The organism is Bacillus sp. BSL6 (assembly GCF_052928345.1).
Genome location: NZ_JAVGCW010000003.1, coordinates 83,502 through 98,252, shown reverse-complemented (window position 1 = coordinate 98,252; position 14,751 = coordinate 83,502). Strand labels below are relative to the sequence as shown.

Here is a 14,751-nt window from a genome sequence, read left to right as displayed (position 1 = left end):
CACTCATTTATTATGATTTTGATTTTAATACAAATTTTATCGTTTTACAATAAAAAATTATTATTTAAAGATTTTTTTTTATCGTTAAATTTTATATAAAAGAAAAACAAAAGAGCATGACAGTTTTATGTCATGCTCTTTTAACAAATTAATTCTCAAACACAAAATTAATCTTATTATCTTTCCACTCTAACTTCGCATCAAATGTTTTCTCGCCCTTTTTAAAACCTTTAATTAAATCGGTCTTTTCACCTTTTAAGAGCTTTGTCATATTCTTTTGTGAAATTGTTTTACTTAATATTTTCTTTGAGATGGTAAAGTCACATTGCGTTGTGTTGTAGTTAGAACAACCGTAAAACGTTGACTTATCAATTACGTCGCCGTCACATTTTTTACAGCTTCCAACCTTTTTACCTGTTGTAAATTTCGATCCTTTTCGCTCAATCGATTCAACATGTAATCCGGTGAAATCCCACTTCTCAGACATTTCCACTGCATCTTCAATAATTTTAGCTGATAGCTTTTTCGTTTGTTCCATAAATGTAGCTGGTGAAGCCGTGCCTTCACCAATTTCTGCAAGGCGCTGCTCCCATTTCGCTGTCATTTCTGGTGAAGCTAGTATTTTATCACCGATTGCGGTAATTAATACTTTCCCTTTATCGGTCGCATACACTTGGTTCTTCTTCACATCTATATATTTACGGTCTTTTAGCATCGTAATAATACCTGCACGGGTCGCTTCTGTACCTAAACCTTCTGTTTTCTTTAATACTTTCTCAAGCTCTTCATTCTCTAAATACTTACCAGCTGTTTTCATTAACGTAATAAGTTGTCCTTCTGTATAACGCTTCGGTGGTTGTGTTTTTCCCTCTTTCACTTTTACCTTTACAACTTTTCCTTCTTCACCTTCAGCTACAATTGGAAGAATGGTTTCGTCATCTTTATCGTCTTGGAAAATAACTTTACGCCAGCCTTCTTGAATTTGCTGTTTTCCTTTTGAAATAAATTCAGCACGTTCATCTACAAGCGTTACAATTGTTGTATAGTCAAAGATTGCAACTTCATAATGAGCTGCTATAAGTCTTCTTACGATCATATCGTAAATTTTCTTTTCATCACCTGATAATCTGCTTGGGTTTGTAACTTGCTCTGTCGGAATAATGGCGTAGTGATCTGTTACTTTCTTTTCATTCACATAACGCTTATTATTCATAATCGATTCAACCGGAGCTGGTAATAAACCTTTATATTCATCAAACTGACTTAACTTCTGTAAAATATCAGGGAATGTTGCCGCTTCACCTTGTGTAACATAGTTGGAATCTGAACGTGGATAAGAAACAATTCCTTTTTGATATAGTGCTTGCGTTATATCAAGCGTCTTTTTCGGTGAGAATTTAAATGCTTTATTTGCCGTTGCTTGCAATGATGATAAGTTAAATAAAAGCGGCGGCTGAAATTCTTTACGCTCCGTTTTCATTTCCTTCACTACTGCCGGTTTACCTTGGCAAAATGCCGCAATTTTATTCGCCATATCAGGGTCTTTTAAGCGGGATTCACTATCCTTCTCCCATTTCCCCTCATACTTCTTTCCTTCTATATTAAAGGTTGCGAACACTTCCCAGAACGGCTCTGACTTAAAGTTTTCTATTTCCTTTTCACGCTTTACGATTAACGCGAGTGTCGGTGTTTGTACACGACCAGCTGAAAATACATCATTCATTCCTTTTTTCTTTAACAAAATACTAAACACACGCGATGCATTCATACCAACAACCCAATCCGCACATGACCTTGTATACGCCTCATAGTACGTATTGATTGTATCTGATTCGTCAAGCAAATTTTTAAATCCTTGGTAAATAGCTTGCTTCGTTAAAGAGGAAATCCAAAGACGCTTCATCGGCTTTTGTACGTTACAAAGATTAATAATGTTTCGTACAATTAATTCCCCTTCGCGCCCAGCATCGCCCGCATGAATAATTTCTGTTACCTGAGGATTATGTAACAGCTGTTTCACAACGTTAAATTGTTTATACTTCGACTTTGTTACTTCAAATTGAAATCGTTCAGGAATCATCGGTAACGTATCAAGTGACCATTTTTTCCACTCTGCGTGATAATGTTCTGGATTACATAACTGCGTCAAATGACCAATTGCCCATGTACAGTACGCTCCATTTGGAAATAACTCATTCGCTTCTACTTCTAAATATCCATCTTTCCGGCGATATTTAAACTGTGAAACAAGAGCCAAACCTTGATCTGGTTTCTCGGCAATAATTAATTTCATTTTATAACTCCCTATCTGTATTCCACTGTTACTTTCATTGTCTATCTGTTTAGAAGCGATGATAAAACAACAATCTTATTTATCATTCGCGGGTTGTCCCGAGTAATGGGATAACTATAATATTATACGCTTATTCTTTATGTGTTCACAATAGAGATACTCACATATTATTTCTCCTATAATTAAAACAACATAAATGTGAATTCAATTGTACAAAAGTTAAACTCTACAACCATATCACTTTTTTTCTATTAACATAAGCTATTATAAACTTGAAAAGGATGATGATAATATGAAAAACCTTGTAAGTATACACGACTTATTAGCAATTATAGAGCATACCGAAGGCTGGTTATCGCCGCATGAGCAAGTTGCACTATTGCATTTGCCTTCAATGGTAGATCATTTAAACGGCGATATAGTTGAAATTGGTTCCTATAAAGGAAAAAGTACCATTGCATTGGCACTTGGAAGCTCTCTAATGAGCAAAAAGAAACGTCCAATCTACGCTATTGATCCATTCCTTGATTATTATTATCCTTCATTTCAGTTCAATATAAATTACCATAGTCTACAAGATTTCGTTATTCCAATAAAAAAGTTTAGTACACAAGCTTACGATGATTGTCCTAAATCTATTGCTGCATTATTTATTGATGGTGATCATGAATATTCTAGTGTAAAACACGACATCACTCATTATGTATCACGCGTTATAAATGACGGACTCATTCTTTTCCATGATTATACTGAGCAATTCCCAGGAGTCATCAAAGCTGTAAATGAACTTTGCAATAACACTGAATACAACATTGTTTTAACTTATGACCACCTTATTATTGTTCGAAAAACCAATAATTAAGCTCCGCTTCATTCCCCTGCTTGCTATCTTATTTCGTTTTTATTCACAAAAAAAGACGTTCAAAAGCCGAACATCTTTTCTATTCATTTTTTACTATATATATTTCTCTCAGAGTAACATTACTTTTCCCTCTGTAACTAATATGACCTATGGTTATTGAAATGTACTGTTTTTTATAGATCCTCTCCTACTAAAAACACACATCAATATTTGAACATTATATCGAACTCCCCTCTATTAAATTGTGCAGATAATATGCAGATATAAATAAGCATAAGTACTCTCCATATGAACATATGATGAAATGAATGATTGGACAGGGAGGTATCATGATGTTTACTTATACGTTAACTGCCTTAACGCTTTGTTGTATCTCGATTCTTATTACATCATATATGTCTAAACGAAAGGGTACCCTAATGGAGTATATGGTATTTATTATGTCTTTTAGTATGAGTATCGGTTTAAGTATAGGTTTTTATTTAGGTATTCTATTTAAAGGAGAATTGCTATATTCTACTTTGCTTGCGATTTTAATTAGTGGTTGTATCGGCTTTTTAGTTGGTCTACGTTTTCATCTATATACTGCTTTAGAAGGAATGTTCTCTGGGGTAATGGCAAGTATGATGGGAGCAATGATTACAGAAATGCTAAATGCGCAACAAGCTCATAGTATACTGTTTATCAGCCTTTTATTTACTATAACGATTACTATGTCATTTATAATTCAAATTTTATCAGAAAGGTTTTCTACTGTGATCCACCGATGCTTTTTGTTAGTGCTTTCAATTAGTGTTGTAATTATTGTTTCGGTATTCATAACATTCCCCGATTTTACTCCTTCAACTTCACACGAGTATAAACAACATATGCACTAACACTTAAAACAAAATTATTAAATCAGAAACCTTAGAAGAAGCGATACTTTTAGGTATGCAAGAGGATTTCTCTGTAACGAATGTATTAGCAGTTCTCCTATTTATTAGGGCTTTATTTCTTAAGAAACAATAACACTGTGATTATTAAATTAGAAAAAGGTAACCAAAATCCTCTTCACAAAAAAACGTATGATTGTGTATAATAAGAACTAATGTTCCTTTCGGGGATTCACTAAACCTAAATTACACTTATATATCAAATAGAAGAGGATTGATATACCATGAAAATTGATAGACCCAAAATTTCACCAGAGTTATCTTCAAAAAATTTTCAAGATATTTTTTATGAAGAAGATCCTACACTAGAAATGTGTGAAATTATCGATTCCACTTTCGAAAATGAATCTGTGGATAGAGTACGATTATATGATGCCGTGATAAAGAATTGTAAGTTCACGAATACAGACTTTAGCAATATTGATATTACAGATGTTTGTTTTGAAAACTGTGATTTATCAAATGTTAATTTAAGCAATTCTTCTGTTCACAGAGTCGAATTTAAAAACAGTAAATTAATCGGGGTTAATTTTACAGAATCTAGCTTAGGAAATGTTAAATTTGAGAATTCTATTTTGAACTTAGCTGCATTTGGAAATTCTAAACTAGAAAAGATTGTATTTAATGAAACTTCATTAAATAGTGCAGATTTTTTTGACTGTAAACTAAAAAAAGTTGAATTCCAATTATGTAGCCTTGACGAAGCTAATTTTGACCAGACATCACTGAAGGGGATCGATATTAGCTCTTCTAATTTTAATACTCTGACAGTTTCAGTGAGCGATTTAAGGGGATGTAAAGTATCTACATATCAAGCTGTTCAGTTTGCGACTTTATTAGGATTAATAATTAAAGATTAGTATTTCGAAGATAAAAAGAACCCTATCCCGAATCATGGATTTTTTAATTGTCCACGATTCGAGATAAAGTTCAAATAAATTAGTGATGACTTTCTTATTATTTAACTACAGCTTGTTTTCCTTTGACATGTTCATTATTTACACTCATAAACGCTTCAATTTCTTCCACTTCTCTAATGATATCTTTTGACAAGTTTTCGTATCCGTCTTTTGTTACAAGAATATCATCTTCAATACGAATTCCAATCGATTCTTCTTCAATATAAAGACCCGGTTCAATTGTTATAACCATACCTTCTTCTAAAACTCTATCTTTATATGTCCCTACATCATGCGTATCTAAACCAAGGAAATGGCTGACACCATGATAATAATATTTAGACAATTCTTCGTCTTCTTGAATTAAACCAATTGCTTTACACCCTTCTGCGAGTACTTTTTTAGCATGCTCATTTAATGCAGCGAACTTTAAGCCTGGCTTAATAATCTCTGTTGTTTCTTTCAATGCTTTTAATACGATATTATAAATTTGTTTTTGGCGACTAGAGAATGTTCCATTTGCCGGGAATGTATAACTAATATCAGCGTTATAGTAGTCTTTTTGAGCACCTAAATCTAGTAGTACTAAATCACCATTTTGAATTTGTGCATCATTATCTTCATAATGAAGAACTGTAGCATTTTTCCCGCTTGCCAAAATTGTATGAAACGCATGATGCTTAATGCCAGATGACTTCAGTGTGAAGTCAAACTGAGCTTCTAATTCATACTCCATCATGTCTGCTTTTGCATGCTTAAGTACATTGTAAATACCGTCTTTCGTTACAGCAATCGCTTCTTTAATCACTTCAATTTCTTCTTCTGTTTTAAATACTCGCAATTCACAAATATTCGGATATACATTACCAATTGTTACGTGTGGGTATTGTTCTCTTACATGTTTAGCAAATGCTAATGTTTTTGTCTCTGTACCATTCCATTCACGACGCTCTAAATCCAAATATAGATGCTTCACATTTTCTGTGAAGAGTATATTTGACATCGTCTTTTCAAAGCTATCTAAATATACAACTTTCTTTATACCTGAAATCTTCTCTGCTTCTTTGTTAGAAACAGTTTTCCCAACCCATTTTTCCATTACTGGATCTGATTTTTCAATGAAAAGTGTCTCTTCTACACTATTCCCAAACTTTTTCAGCATAAAAATAACATTTGGTTCATTGATTCCTGTTACATAGTAAAAATTCCGATTCGGCACAAATTTATAATGTGCATCCGCTGACATATGTGGTGCTTGTCCGGCAAATAAAACAGTAATAGATTCATCTGGTAATGTTTTTACTAATCGTTCTCTATTTTGAGCAAAAAATGTTGATTTCATAATAATCCCCCTAGCGTTCTATGTATGATTAAAAAATAATTATCTAATCAATTCATTTTATTATTGTTACAATTTTTCGTCAATTTTTAACCTTTTTTGATGGTGTTGACATAATTAAAATTACACGTTACAATAACTATACATTAGTAAGCAACTAATGTATTTAAATCAAACTAGAGGTGAAACAAATGAAAAACATTTTATTCCGTATTAATGAATTATCAAAAAAAGAAAAAGCAACTGGATTAACAGTTGATGAAAAACAAGAACAACAAATGCTACGTCAAAACTATACACAAACATTTCGTGGAAGCTTAGATTCCATTTTATTAAACACAAAAATTGTTGATCAAAATGGTCTTAACGTTACACCAGCCGCATTACAAGATGCTCAAATACGTTTAAAATTAAGCAAATGAGTTCCGCGCAAAAGAATTTCAATAAAACATAAAAAGAGCTGGATTTCCTATTTAGAAATTCCAGCTCTTTTTATTGTTTTTTCTAATTTATCATACGAACGATACATAGCAATTCTCCACGATACAATCATCGCAAAAGCGAGTAAGAAAAACATTCCACTTAACTCTGCTAAGTCAATCGATTGACTTAAATACGATTTCATTACTACTCGCACTGCTAATAATCCAACTAAAATAAATATAAATGCTTTTGACGGTTTCATATATATTTGTTCATTTCTTATTTCAAACTTCGTTGTTTTAATAAGGAATATAGAGAAAATAAGTCCTACAGTAATTGCTTCTACTATTTCTAATGACGTTAACCGAAACGCTGGTAAGAAGTACATCAGAGCACCAGTACTCATAAAAAATGGGGGCAATATAATTTTCTTTTTCGTTACCGGTTTTTTCGCTGCTTTAAAGCGAAGAAACATGACACCAACAGCCATACAGACTGCTACAATACTTGATAAAAGTGCTATCATACTTTCCACTCCTATCTATTCAAATGACTTTTTGAGCAAAATCATAAATTAATAAGTAACTACAAGCACCATTATAGAATTTCTTCATTCTATCCCTCCTGCTGTAAACTTTCCATATTCGCTACACTTATTTTACGCAAAGTTTATGAACGGAATATGAACAAAATATTACATTCAATTTTCAAACAAAAAAGCCATTTTGCAATTAATATTGCAAAATGGCTTTTAACTTATTTTAAATCGTCATTTGTAAATGCACCTGGAAGTAATTGCTCAACAGTCACTTCTTTTTCATCGCCTTTTACATTCGTTAATAATACAGGCATTTTCGGATCACAGAATTCAGCAATTACTTGTCTACAAGCACCACATGGTGAAATTGGTCCGTCCGTTTCTCCTGTAATAACTAAGTAACTAAAGTCGCGCTCACCTTCTGATACTGCTTTAAAGATTGCTGTTCTTTCTGCACAGTTACATAAACCATAAGAAGCATTTTCTATATTACAACCAGTATAAATTTTACCTTCTTTCGTAACTAACGCCGCCCCAACAGGAAATTTTGAATACGGAATATATGCTTTTGCTAACATCTTATTTGCTTCTTCAATATATTTTTTCTTATCCATATTATTTCCCCCTCAAAGTAAGTGTAATGATGATTAGTCAGTAATAACTGTATGAACTAATTTAGGAGCCACTGCTGTTTCAGCGATAGAAATGTTCTCATAAATTTTAGCTTTTACATCTTCTACATTTTCGCGATTTGCATAAATCGTTACGAATGGCTCTCCTTCTTTTACTGCATCGCCCACTTTTTTACGTAACATTAATCCTACTGCTAAATCGATTTCATCTTCTTTTGTTGCACGACCAGCACCAAGTAGCATAGCTGCGATACCGATTTCATCAGCAACAATGTTAGAAATAACACCTGAAGTTTTAGCAGGTACATCAATTACATATTTCGCTTGTGGCATTTTTTCTGGATTGTCTACAATCGAGCTATCTCCACCTTGATTGCTTAAGAACTCTTTAAACTTCTCAGTTGCTTTTCCGTTCTTCATCACTTCAATTAACATTTCACGCGCTTCTTCTAATGTATTAGCTTTTTTCGCAAGTACAACCATCTGACTTCCTAATACGAGTACTAATTCTGTTAAATCCTCTGGACCTTCACCTTTTAACGTATCAATTGCTTCTTTCACTTCTAGTGCGTTACCGATTGCAAAACCAAGTGGTTGTGACATGTTTGAAATAACAGCCATAGTTTGACGTCCTACATTATTTCCGATACGTACCATTGCATGTGCTAATTCTTTTGCATCTTCTTCTGTTTTCATAAACGCGCCAGCACCTGTTTTTACATCAAGTACGATTGCGTCAGCTCCAGCTGCAATTTTTTTACTCATAATTGAACTTGCAATTAGAGGAATTGAGTTAACAGTTCCTGTTACATCGCGTAATGCATAAATCTTTTTATCTGCAGGTGTTAAGTTTCCTGTTTGTCCGATAACAGCTACTTTGTCACGGTTTACAATATCAATGAACTGCTCTTTCGTAATTTCAACGTGGAATCCTTCTACTGCTTCTAATTTATCAATTGTTCCGCCCGTATGTCCTAAACCACGACCAGACATTTTTGCTACTGGTACATCTAAAGCAGCTACTAATGGCCCTAATACTAATGTTGTTGTATCACCAACACCACCAGTTGAATGTTTGTCTACTTTAATTCCTTCAATTGCAGATAAGTCGATTGTTTCTCCAGACTCCACCATTGCCATCGTTAAATCTGCACGTTCGCGATCTGTCATATCTTTAAAGAAGATTGCCATTGCAAGTGCACTTACTTGATAATCAGGTATACTTCCGTCTGTATAACCATTAATAAAGAATTTGATTTCTTCAGTTGTTAATTCTTTGCCGTCACGTTTTTTCGCAATAATATCTACCATTCTCATTACAATCACCATTCCTTTTTATATGATATGAATCTATTAAAATAATAAGCCTACGATTGTTGCTGATAAGAAACTTACTAATGTTGCACCGAAAAGTAATTTCAAACCAAATCTTGCGACTACATTCCCTTGCTTTTCATTTAAGCTCTTAACTGCCCCTGCAATAATTCCAATTGAAGAGAAGTTTGCAAATGAAACTAAGAATACAGATATAATCGCTGTCGTTCTATCTGAGAAATTAAAGTTTCCTTGTGCTAAATCTGTCATAGCGACAAATTCATTTGATACTAATTTTGTTGCCATAATATTTCCGGCATTAACTGCTTCATGCCAAGGTACACCCATAATAAATGCAAATGGTGCAAATGCATAACCAAGAATTTCTTGGAATGAAATACCGATTACACCTTTAAATACTGCATTAATGAATGCGATAAGAGCAACGAAACCAATTAACATAGCTGCTACTGTAATCGCAACTTTAAATCCATCAATAATGTATTCCCCTAATACTTCAAAGAAAGTCTTTTTTTCTTCTTCTTGTACTTCTAACATATCTTCTTCATCAGTAACTTCATAAGGATTAATAATAGAAGCAATAATAAAGCCCCCGAATAAGTTAAGCACTAAAGCGGTTACAACATATTGCGGTTTTAATAACACCATATACGATCCAACGATAGACATGGAAACGGTAGACATTGCAGATGCACATAATGTGTACATTCTTTTCTCTGGCAATAATCCTAATTGTTTCTTAACTGAAATAAACACTTCAGATTGCCCTAAAATCGCGGAAGCAACAGCATTATATGATTCTAGTTTCCCCATTCCATTTACTTTACTTAATGCTAGACCGATAGATTTCACAATAATAGGTAACACTTTAATGTGCTGCAAAATACCGATTAAAGCTGATATAAATACGATTGGCATTAATACACTTAAAAAGAATGAAAACTCTTTTTGATTTACTAATCCACCAAATACGAAATTTACACCGTCAGCGGCATATTTTAATAGCTCTCCAAAACCATCTGCTATTCCGCTAATTAATATATTCCCTACACTTGTATTTAATAATAGAAACCCCAAAATGAATTGTAATATAACCATCGTTATGATTGGGCGATATTTGACTTTCTTTCTATCATTACTAGCAAGCCAAGCGATACCTAAAATCAATACGAGGCCAAAAACACCGATTAAGTATTTCATAAGCCGTCTCCTCCCGTGTTCGTATCCGCTTACATTTCTTTCAATTGTTAAAGCAATAGATACACTTTACTTTGTGTATCTATTGCCCTTGACTTCACTAATGATTAGTAGTTATCTGTAGCACCTTTTGCATCATTTAATACGATTGCAACACTAGCACTTGCTCCAATACGAGAAGCTCCAGCAGCTACCATTTTGTCTGCATCTTCACGTGTACGAACACCACCAGATGCTTTTACACCAACGTTTGGTCCTACTGTTTTACGCATTAATGCGATATCTTCAGCAGTTGCTCCGCCAGTTGAGAATCCAGTTGAAGTTTTTACGAAGTCAGCACCAGCTTTTACTGATAATTCACAAGCGCGTACTTTCTCTTCATCTGTTAATAGACAAGTTTCAATGATTACTTTTACAAGAGCTTTTCCTTTTGCTGCTTGTACTACTTCATAAATGTCTTTTTCAACAAGTTCGTCGTCGCCATCTTTTAAAGCGCCTACGTTGATTACCATGTCAACTTCAGTTGCACCTTTTGCGATAGCATCTTTTGTTTCAAATGCTTTTGTTTCAGTCGTGCTTGCTCCTAATGGGAAACCGATTACAGTACAAACATCTACATCATGTCCAGCTAGTTCTTCAGCAGCTAGCTTTACCCATGTTGGGTTAATACAAACAGAAGCGAATTTATATTCCTTTGCTTCTTCGATTACTTTCATAACATCTTCTTTAGTAGTATTAGCTTTTAAAATTGTATGGTCAATTAACTTTGCAATGTTCATTATCTTCACTCCTCATATCTTTTAACAACTTCATTCTAACTCTTAGTTGAACAAATGTAAATATACTTTTGAAATTTTGTTCATTCTTTTCAAAAAGGAATTTCCTTCTAGTAAATAAAGCGCATTCTAACTAAGAAATACTTCATATATAAATTCAAATTTTTTATATTAACAATGGTAGTATGTATCTCAATATCCATAATTATTTTAAAAAAGGCAATTTGTATTCAAAAATAATCCCATAATTCATACATAACAAAATAAAAGGCTTTCTCAAAATGAATATCTTGAGAAAGCCTTTTATTTCTAATCTTCTTTTTGATAATGTAACAATTCTTTCGCCGTATGCTGATCGATAATTAATACATTTGCATATCCGCCACGTAACGCACCATCAATTGCTTTTATTTTTCTATTACCACCAGCAACTAAAATAGAGCGTTTCTTTAATTTCAGTTCCTCTAACTCAATTCCAATGGTCCGCTTATTAATTTCTTCACTACTAATATTTCCGTCCCCATCAAAGAATCGTGAACAAATGTCACCGACCGATTGTTTTTTGAGTAAACTTGTTTCATCCTTATCGAAATAACCTAATCGGAATAATAGCGCTTCGTCTCGCACTGTTCCTACAGTGAAAATTGCAATATTCGCTTGTTTCCCCATTTCGATAATGTGATGAATATGTCGATCCTGCTCTACTAATTCTTTTGTCACTGCATTATCAAATATAACTGGAAGAGGCAGATTTCTTGGCGTCGTTTGAAAAGCATCTGCAAATAATGCAATGGTTTCATTTGCATATGTATTTACACTCGAATGGCTAATACCACCTTTTAGCTGGACAACTTCTACACCTTTTACATGTTGTGGTACGATTTTTCTAGCGATTTCATACATCGTCATTCCCCAGCTTACACCAACGATATCACCGTTTTTAACCGTCTTTTCCATATACTCAGCTGCATATTTACTTATATACTCTGTAATCGTTGCATATTCTGGCACTGGGGAAAATACAACATGTGCTTCTAACAAGTTATATTTTTCTTTCAGTAAATTGCCGACATTATCTAAATCAGCGAATGGATCGGCTATACTAATTTGAACAAATCCTTTTTCTTTCGCGTACTTTAATAGTCTAGAAATTGTCGGTCTTGAAATATTTAATTTGTTAGCAATTTCTTGCTGACTATAATCTGATTGATAATATAATCTTGCAACTTCAACGCTTAATTGTTGTTTATCTTTATCCATAGTAACTCAATACAAATCCTTTCCTGTATTTCCCTTTCGTTACAAGCATTATACAGCTTTATGCAAGAAATTTCGACTACTGAATTTTATATACCTGAACTTCTACTCCGCTTAGTATATACAATGAAATTTAATCAATAGGGAGTTTGTCCCTCCCCTACTGATTATCATCCCTCACAAATTGGGCGTTTACGGGCGACTTGTCCTCCCATAATATAGAATCTTTTTATTAAGCAAACAGGTCGGATTATTGAGAAACTCATTTTTAAAACTCAAATTAGTATATAGGTGTGAAATAGTATTAGAATAAATAAGAGAAATAACCACTATTGATTATTTCTCTTTTTCATATACATATTTATTTTTGGAAAAATAATCTAACCCCAAATACTAATAATACTGCGCCCGTAATACCCTCCATTATACGGTTCACTCTTTCTTTCCTTAAAAAAGTTCTTAATTGGCGTATTAGCGAGATATAAAGCAAATACCATATTGCAGTCAAAGTCGTAAATGTGAGTCCTAATAAAAGAAATTGGAGGAAATGATTTTGATTACTTACAATAAATTGAGGTAAAAAACTAAGGAAGAACACAGCAGTTTTTGGATTTAAAATTGCCGTAGTAAATCCTTGTCTAAAGCTTTTAATTGCCCCAATATTCTTAGAGTCCATTTCTATTGGACCTGACATATCTTCTTTTTTATGTAAGGCACTTTTAATTGACTTTACAGCTAAGTAAATTAAATAAAAAGCCCCAGCACATTTTATAAATGTAAATAACATAGCAAATTTCATTAGAATAGCAGAGAGTCCTAACGTAGCCATTATTGTATGAATCATCATTCCAGATATCGTTCCTAAAACTGTCTTTATCCCACCACTTTTACCATGCGAGATAGTATTTTTTGTAACTAGTGCAAAACCAGGACCAGGCATCATTATGATTAACATTGCTGTAAGGATAAATAATAGATAATTTTCCATGTTCTAGTATTTCCTTTCCAATTTTTAGTTTTGCTTACAGTATAGCTTTTTTCATTAAAACATTAAATATAAAAGACTTGATCAGAAATTTATATATCAAATTACAAGTCCACCTCTCACAAAAACAGGATAAAAAAATAAACAGCAGAACTAGTCCACTGTTTACTTCGCTACGCCTTCATGTAATTTTTCTGTATAATCTTTTACGTCTTTCCAGCTATCTTTTGCTGTATGTAAATCTTCTTTTATAAACGTAAATTCTTCTGGGCTAATTTCTTTTACGTTTTGTAGTAAATTATTATACTTTGCCCCTACTGTATACCATTGATTTGATATGTTTTGCAGTGCTGTAATTGCTGCATCAATCGTTTCAGTCATATTTGTTGTTTTATTTTTTACATCTGTCAAAATTGCGACTTCTGCTTGCGCTCCAGAAATTCTATCTTTTAAATTAGCGATTTCTCGTTCTGCATTTGCGATATCTTTTTTCGCGACGGCAATCATCGGTCCGCCAGCAAGACATGTTATTAGAGCTACGCAAAGTACGCCACCAGCAATAACCATATCATTACTCTTTTTAATCGAATCGTTATATGTATTGATTTGTTGCTCTAGAGCTGGAATACCTGCATTCGTACTTGCCAATATCGCTGTTAACTGATTTGTATCCTCTTTGAAACTATTTGTATCTTTCGCCATTCTATCGCGAAAAGCTTTCAAATTTCCTAATAATCCATCTACCTCATTTTGATTCTTTACAATATCCGCATACAACTTTTCTAAATCCGCTTTTAATTTTCCGCTATCCTTTTGATCAATCGCTATTAACATGTCATTATAATACGATTGAAAAGTATTATTGTAATTAATAATATTTTGATCCGTTTTCATAATTTGAGGCTTCATATTATTTAACCAATATGCCGCATTCATTTTTGCATCTCTTTGATGCTGAATCATATTCCCTTTAAATTCACTATTAATCGAACTTATTTTACTTAAATCCGTCTCTTGTTGATTTTGAATTAATTTTGAATATGAATCCATTGCAAACATGCTTGATGTCGTTTGTGCCATTACATCTTGGAATCCAGCTGGTCCAAGAGAATAGTTTTTCACATTTTCTTGTAGCACCTTTACATTTTGTTCTGCTGCAAAAGGATGTAAAGGAAATGCATTACTCGTTGCCACCCCAGCAATCATTAACGTTAAAAGACATTTTTTATAAAATCGTTTCTGCATATTTTCCACCTATTCTCTTTATAAGGATATCAAAA

General features: G+C 33.2%; 14 protein-coding genes. 4 read left to right on the top strand and 10 right to left on the bottom strand.

All coding sequences use genetic code 11. The features are described 5' to 3' along the window. Window positions 1-148 precede the first annotated feature (148 nt). Window positions 149-2,293 (bottom strand): DNA topoisomerase III, encoded by a 2,145-nt coding sequence (gene topB / locus RCJ96_RS11520; RefSeq protein WP_000766744.1) that lies wholly within the window; start codon window positions 2,291-2,293, stop codon window positions 149-151. A gap of 292 nt (window positions 2,294-2,585) precedes the next feature. Here topB and RCJ96_RS11515 point away from each other — a divergent pair, with 292 nt between their 5' ends. The 3 genes from RCJ96_RS11515 (at window position 2,586) to RCJ96_RS11505 (ending at window position 4,950) form a co-directional block, all read left to right on the top strand. After that, a complete protein-coding gene (locus RCJ96_RS11515; RefSeq protein ID WP_074610965.1) occupies window positions 2,586-3,155 on the top strand; it encodes a class I SAM-dependent methyltransferase in 570 nt (189 codons plus the stop codon). A gap of 332 nt (window positions 3,156-3,487) precedes the next feature. Next, complete coding sequence (locus RCJ96_RS11510; RefSeq protein WP_074610964.1) at window positions 3,488-4,033, top strand: hypothetical protein; 546 nt, start codon at window positions 3,488-3,490, stop codon at window positions 4,031-4,033. Window positions 4,034-4,314: 281 nt separating this feature from the next. Beyond that, a complete protein-coding gene (locus tag RCJ96_RS11505) occupies window positions 4,315-4,950 on the top strand; it encodes a pentapeptide repeat-containing protein (RefSeq protein WP_000687264.1) in 636 nt (211 codons plus the stop codon). A 97-nt stretch (window positions 4,951-5,047) separates the two neighbouring features. Here RCJ96_RS11505 and RCJ96_RS11500 read toward each other — a convergent pair whose 3' ends face one another. Next, window positions 5,048-6,331, bottom strand: coding sequence for an aminopeptidase P family protein (locus RCJ96_RS11500; RefSeq protein ID WP_074610962.1), 1,284 nt, complete (start codon window positions 6,329-6,331; stop codon window positions 5,048-5,050). A 188-nt stretch (window positions 6,332-6,519) separates the two neighbouring features. Between RCJ96_RS11500 and RCJ96_RS11495 the strand changes: the two genes are divergently transcribed. Further along, window positions 6,520-6,750, top strand: coding sequence for a DUF896 domain-containing protein (locus tag RCJ96_RS11495; protein WP_000789783.1), 231 nt, complete (start codon window positions 6,520-6,522; stop codon window positions 6,748-6,750). A 47-nt stretch (window positions 6,751-6,797) separates the two neighbouring features. Here RCJ96_RS11495 and RCJ96_RS11490 read toward each other — a convergent pair whose 3' ends face one another. From RCJ96_RS11490 to nheC, 8 genes are all read right to left on the bottom strand, one after another. Then, window positions 6,798-7,277: a CcdC family protein gene (locus RCJ96_RS11490; protein WP_416503690.1), complete on the bottom strand. Its 480-nt coding sequence runs from the start codon at window positions 7,275-7,277 to the stop codon at window positions 6,798-6,800. Window positions 7,278-7,507: 230 nt separating this feature from the next. After that, window positions 7,508-7,903, bottom strand: a complete 396-nt coding sequence (locus tag RCJ96_RS11485; protein ID WP_070805768.1) for a cytidine deaminase — start codon at window positions 7,901-7,903, stop codon at window positions 7,508-7,510. Window positions 7,904-7,936: 33 nt separating this feature from the next. Further along, window positions 7,937-9,238 (bottom strand): pyrimidine-nucleoside phosphorylase, encoded by a 1,302-nt coding sequence (locus tag RCJ96_RS11480; protein WP_097796759.1) that lies wholly within the window; start codon window positions 9,236-9,238, stop codon window positions 7,937-7,939. A gap of 36 nt (window positions 9,239-9,274) precedes the next feature. Next, window positions 9,275-10,456 carry a NupC/NupG family nucleoside CNT transporter gene (locus tag RCJ96_RS11475; protein ID WP_000876184.1) on the bottom strand — a complete coding sequence of 394 codons (1,182 nt, stop codon included), beginning with the start codon at window positions 10,454-10,456 and terminating at the stop codon, window positions 9,275-9,277. 104 nt (window positions 10,457-10,560) lie between these two features. Continuing rightward, window positions 10,561-11,232, bottom strand: coding sequence for a deoxyribose-phosphate aldolase (deoC, locus tag RCJ96_RS11470; protein ID WP_270822557.1), 672 nt, complete (start codon window positions 11,230-11,232; stop codon window positions 10,561-10,563). A 306-nt stretch (window positions 11,233-11,538) separates the two neighbouring features. After that, window positions 11,539-12,489 carry a sugar-binding transcriptional regulator gene (locus RCJ96_RS11465; protein ID WP_000356563.1) on the bottom strand — a complete coding sequence of 317 codons (951 nt, stop codon included), beginning with the start codon at window positions 12,487-12,489 and terminating at the stop codon, window positions 11,539-11,541. Between the two features lie 358 nt (window positions 12,490-12,847). Further along, complete coding sequence (locus RCJ96_RS11460) at window positions 12,848-13,474, bottom strand: LysE family translocator (RefSeq protein WP_416503688.1); 627 nt, start codon at window positions 13,472-13,474, stop codon at window positions 12,848-12,850. A gap of 162 nt (window positions 13,475-13,636) precedes the next feature. Beyond that, on the bottom strand, window positions 13,637-14,716 hold the full coding sequence (gene nheC, locus RCJ96_RS11455; protein WP_074610953.1) for a non-hemolytic enterotoxin NHE subunit C: 1,080 nt from the start codon (window positions 14,714-14,716) through the stop codon (window positions 13,637-13,639). Window positions 14,717-14,751 lie beyond the last annotated feature (35 nt).

Bases quoted from the DNA above. Each gene is read 5' to 3' on its own strand.
- topB (WP_000766744.1), bottom strand. From the start codon at position 2,293: ATGAAATTAATTATTGCCGAGAAACCAGATCAAGGTTTGGCTCTTGTT.
- RCJ96_RS11515 (WP_074610965.1), top strand. From the start codon at position 2,586: ATGAAAAACCTTGTAAGTATACACGACTTATTAGCAATTATAGAGCAT.
- RCJ96_RS11510 (WP_074610964.1), top strand. From the start codon at position 3,488: ATGTTTACTTATACGTTAACTGCCTTAACGCTTTGTTGTATCTCGATT.
- RCJ96_RS11505 (WP_000687264.1), top strand. From the start codon at position 4,315: ATGAAAATTGATAGACCCAAAATTTCACCAGAGTTATCTTCAAAAAAT.
- RCJ96_RS11500 (WP_074610962.1), bottom strand. From the start codon at position 6,331: ATGAAATCAACATTTTTTGCTCAAAATAGAGAACGATTAGTAAAAACA.
- RCJ96_RS11495 (WP_000789783.1), top strand. From the start codon at position 6,520: ATGAAAAACATTTTATTCCGTATTAATGAATTATCAAAAAAAGAAAAA.
- RCJ96_RS11490 (WP_416503690.1), bottom strand. From the start codon at position 7,277: ATGATAGCACTTTTATCAAGTATTGTAGCAGTCTGTATGGCTGTTGGT.
- RCJ96_RS11485 (WP_070805768.1), bottom strand. From the start codon at position 7,903: ATGGATAAGAAAAAATATATTGAAGAAGCAAATAAGATGTTAGCAAAA.
- RCJ96_RS11480 (WP_097796759.1), bottom strand. From the start codon at position 9,238: ATGAGAATGGTAGATATTATTGCGAAAAAACGTGACGGCAAAGAATTA.
- RCJ96_RS11475 (WP_000876184.1), bottom strand. From the start codon at position 10,456: ATGAAATACTTAATCGGTGTTTTTGGCCTCGTATTGATTTTAGGTATC.
- deoC (WP_270822557.1), bottom strand. From the start codon at position 11,232: ATGAACATTGCAAAGTTAATTGACCATACAATTTTAAAAGCTAATACT.
- RCJ96_RS11465 (WP_000356563.1), bottom strand. From the start codon at position 12,489: ATGGATAAAGATAAACAACAATTAAGCGTTGAAGTTGCAAGATTATAT.
- RCJ96_RS11460 (WP_416503688.1), bottom strand. From the start codon at position 13,474: ATGGAAAATTATCTATTATTTATCCTTACAGCAATGTTAATCATAATG.
- nheC (WP_074610953.1), bottom strand. From the start codon at position 14,716: ATGCAGAAACGATTTTATAAAAAATGTCTTTTAACGTTAATGATTGCT.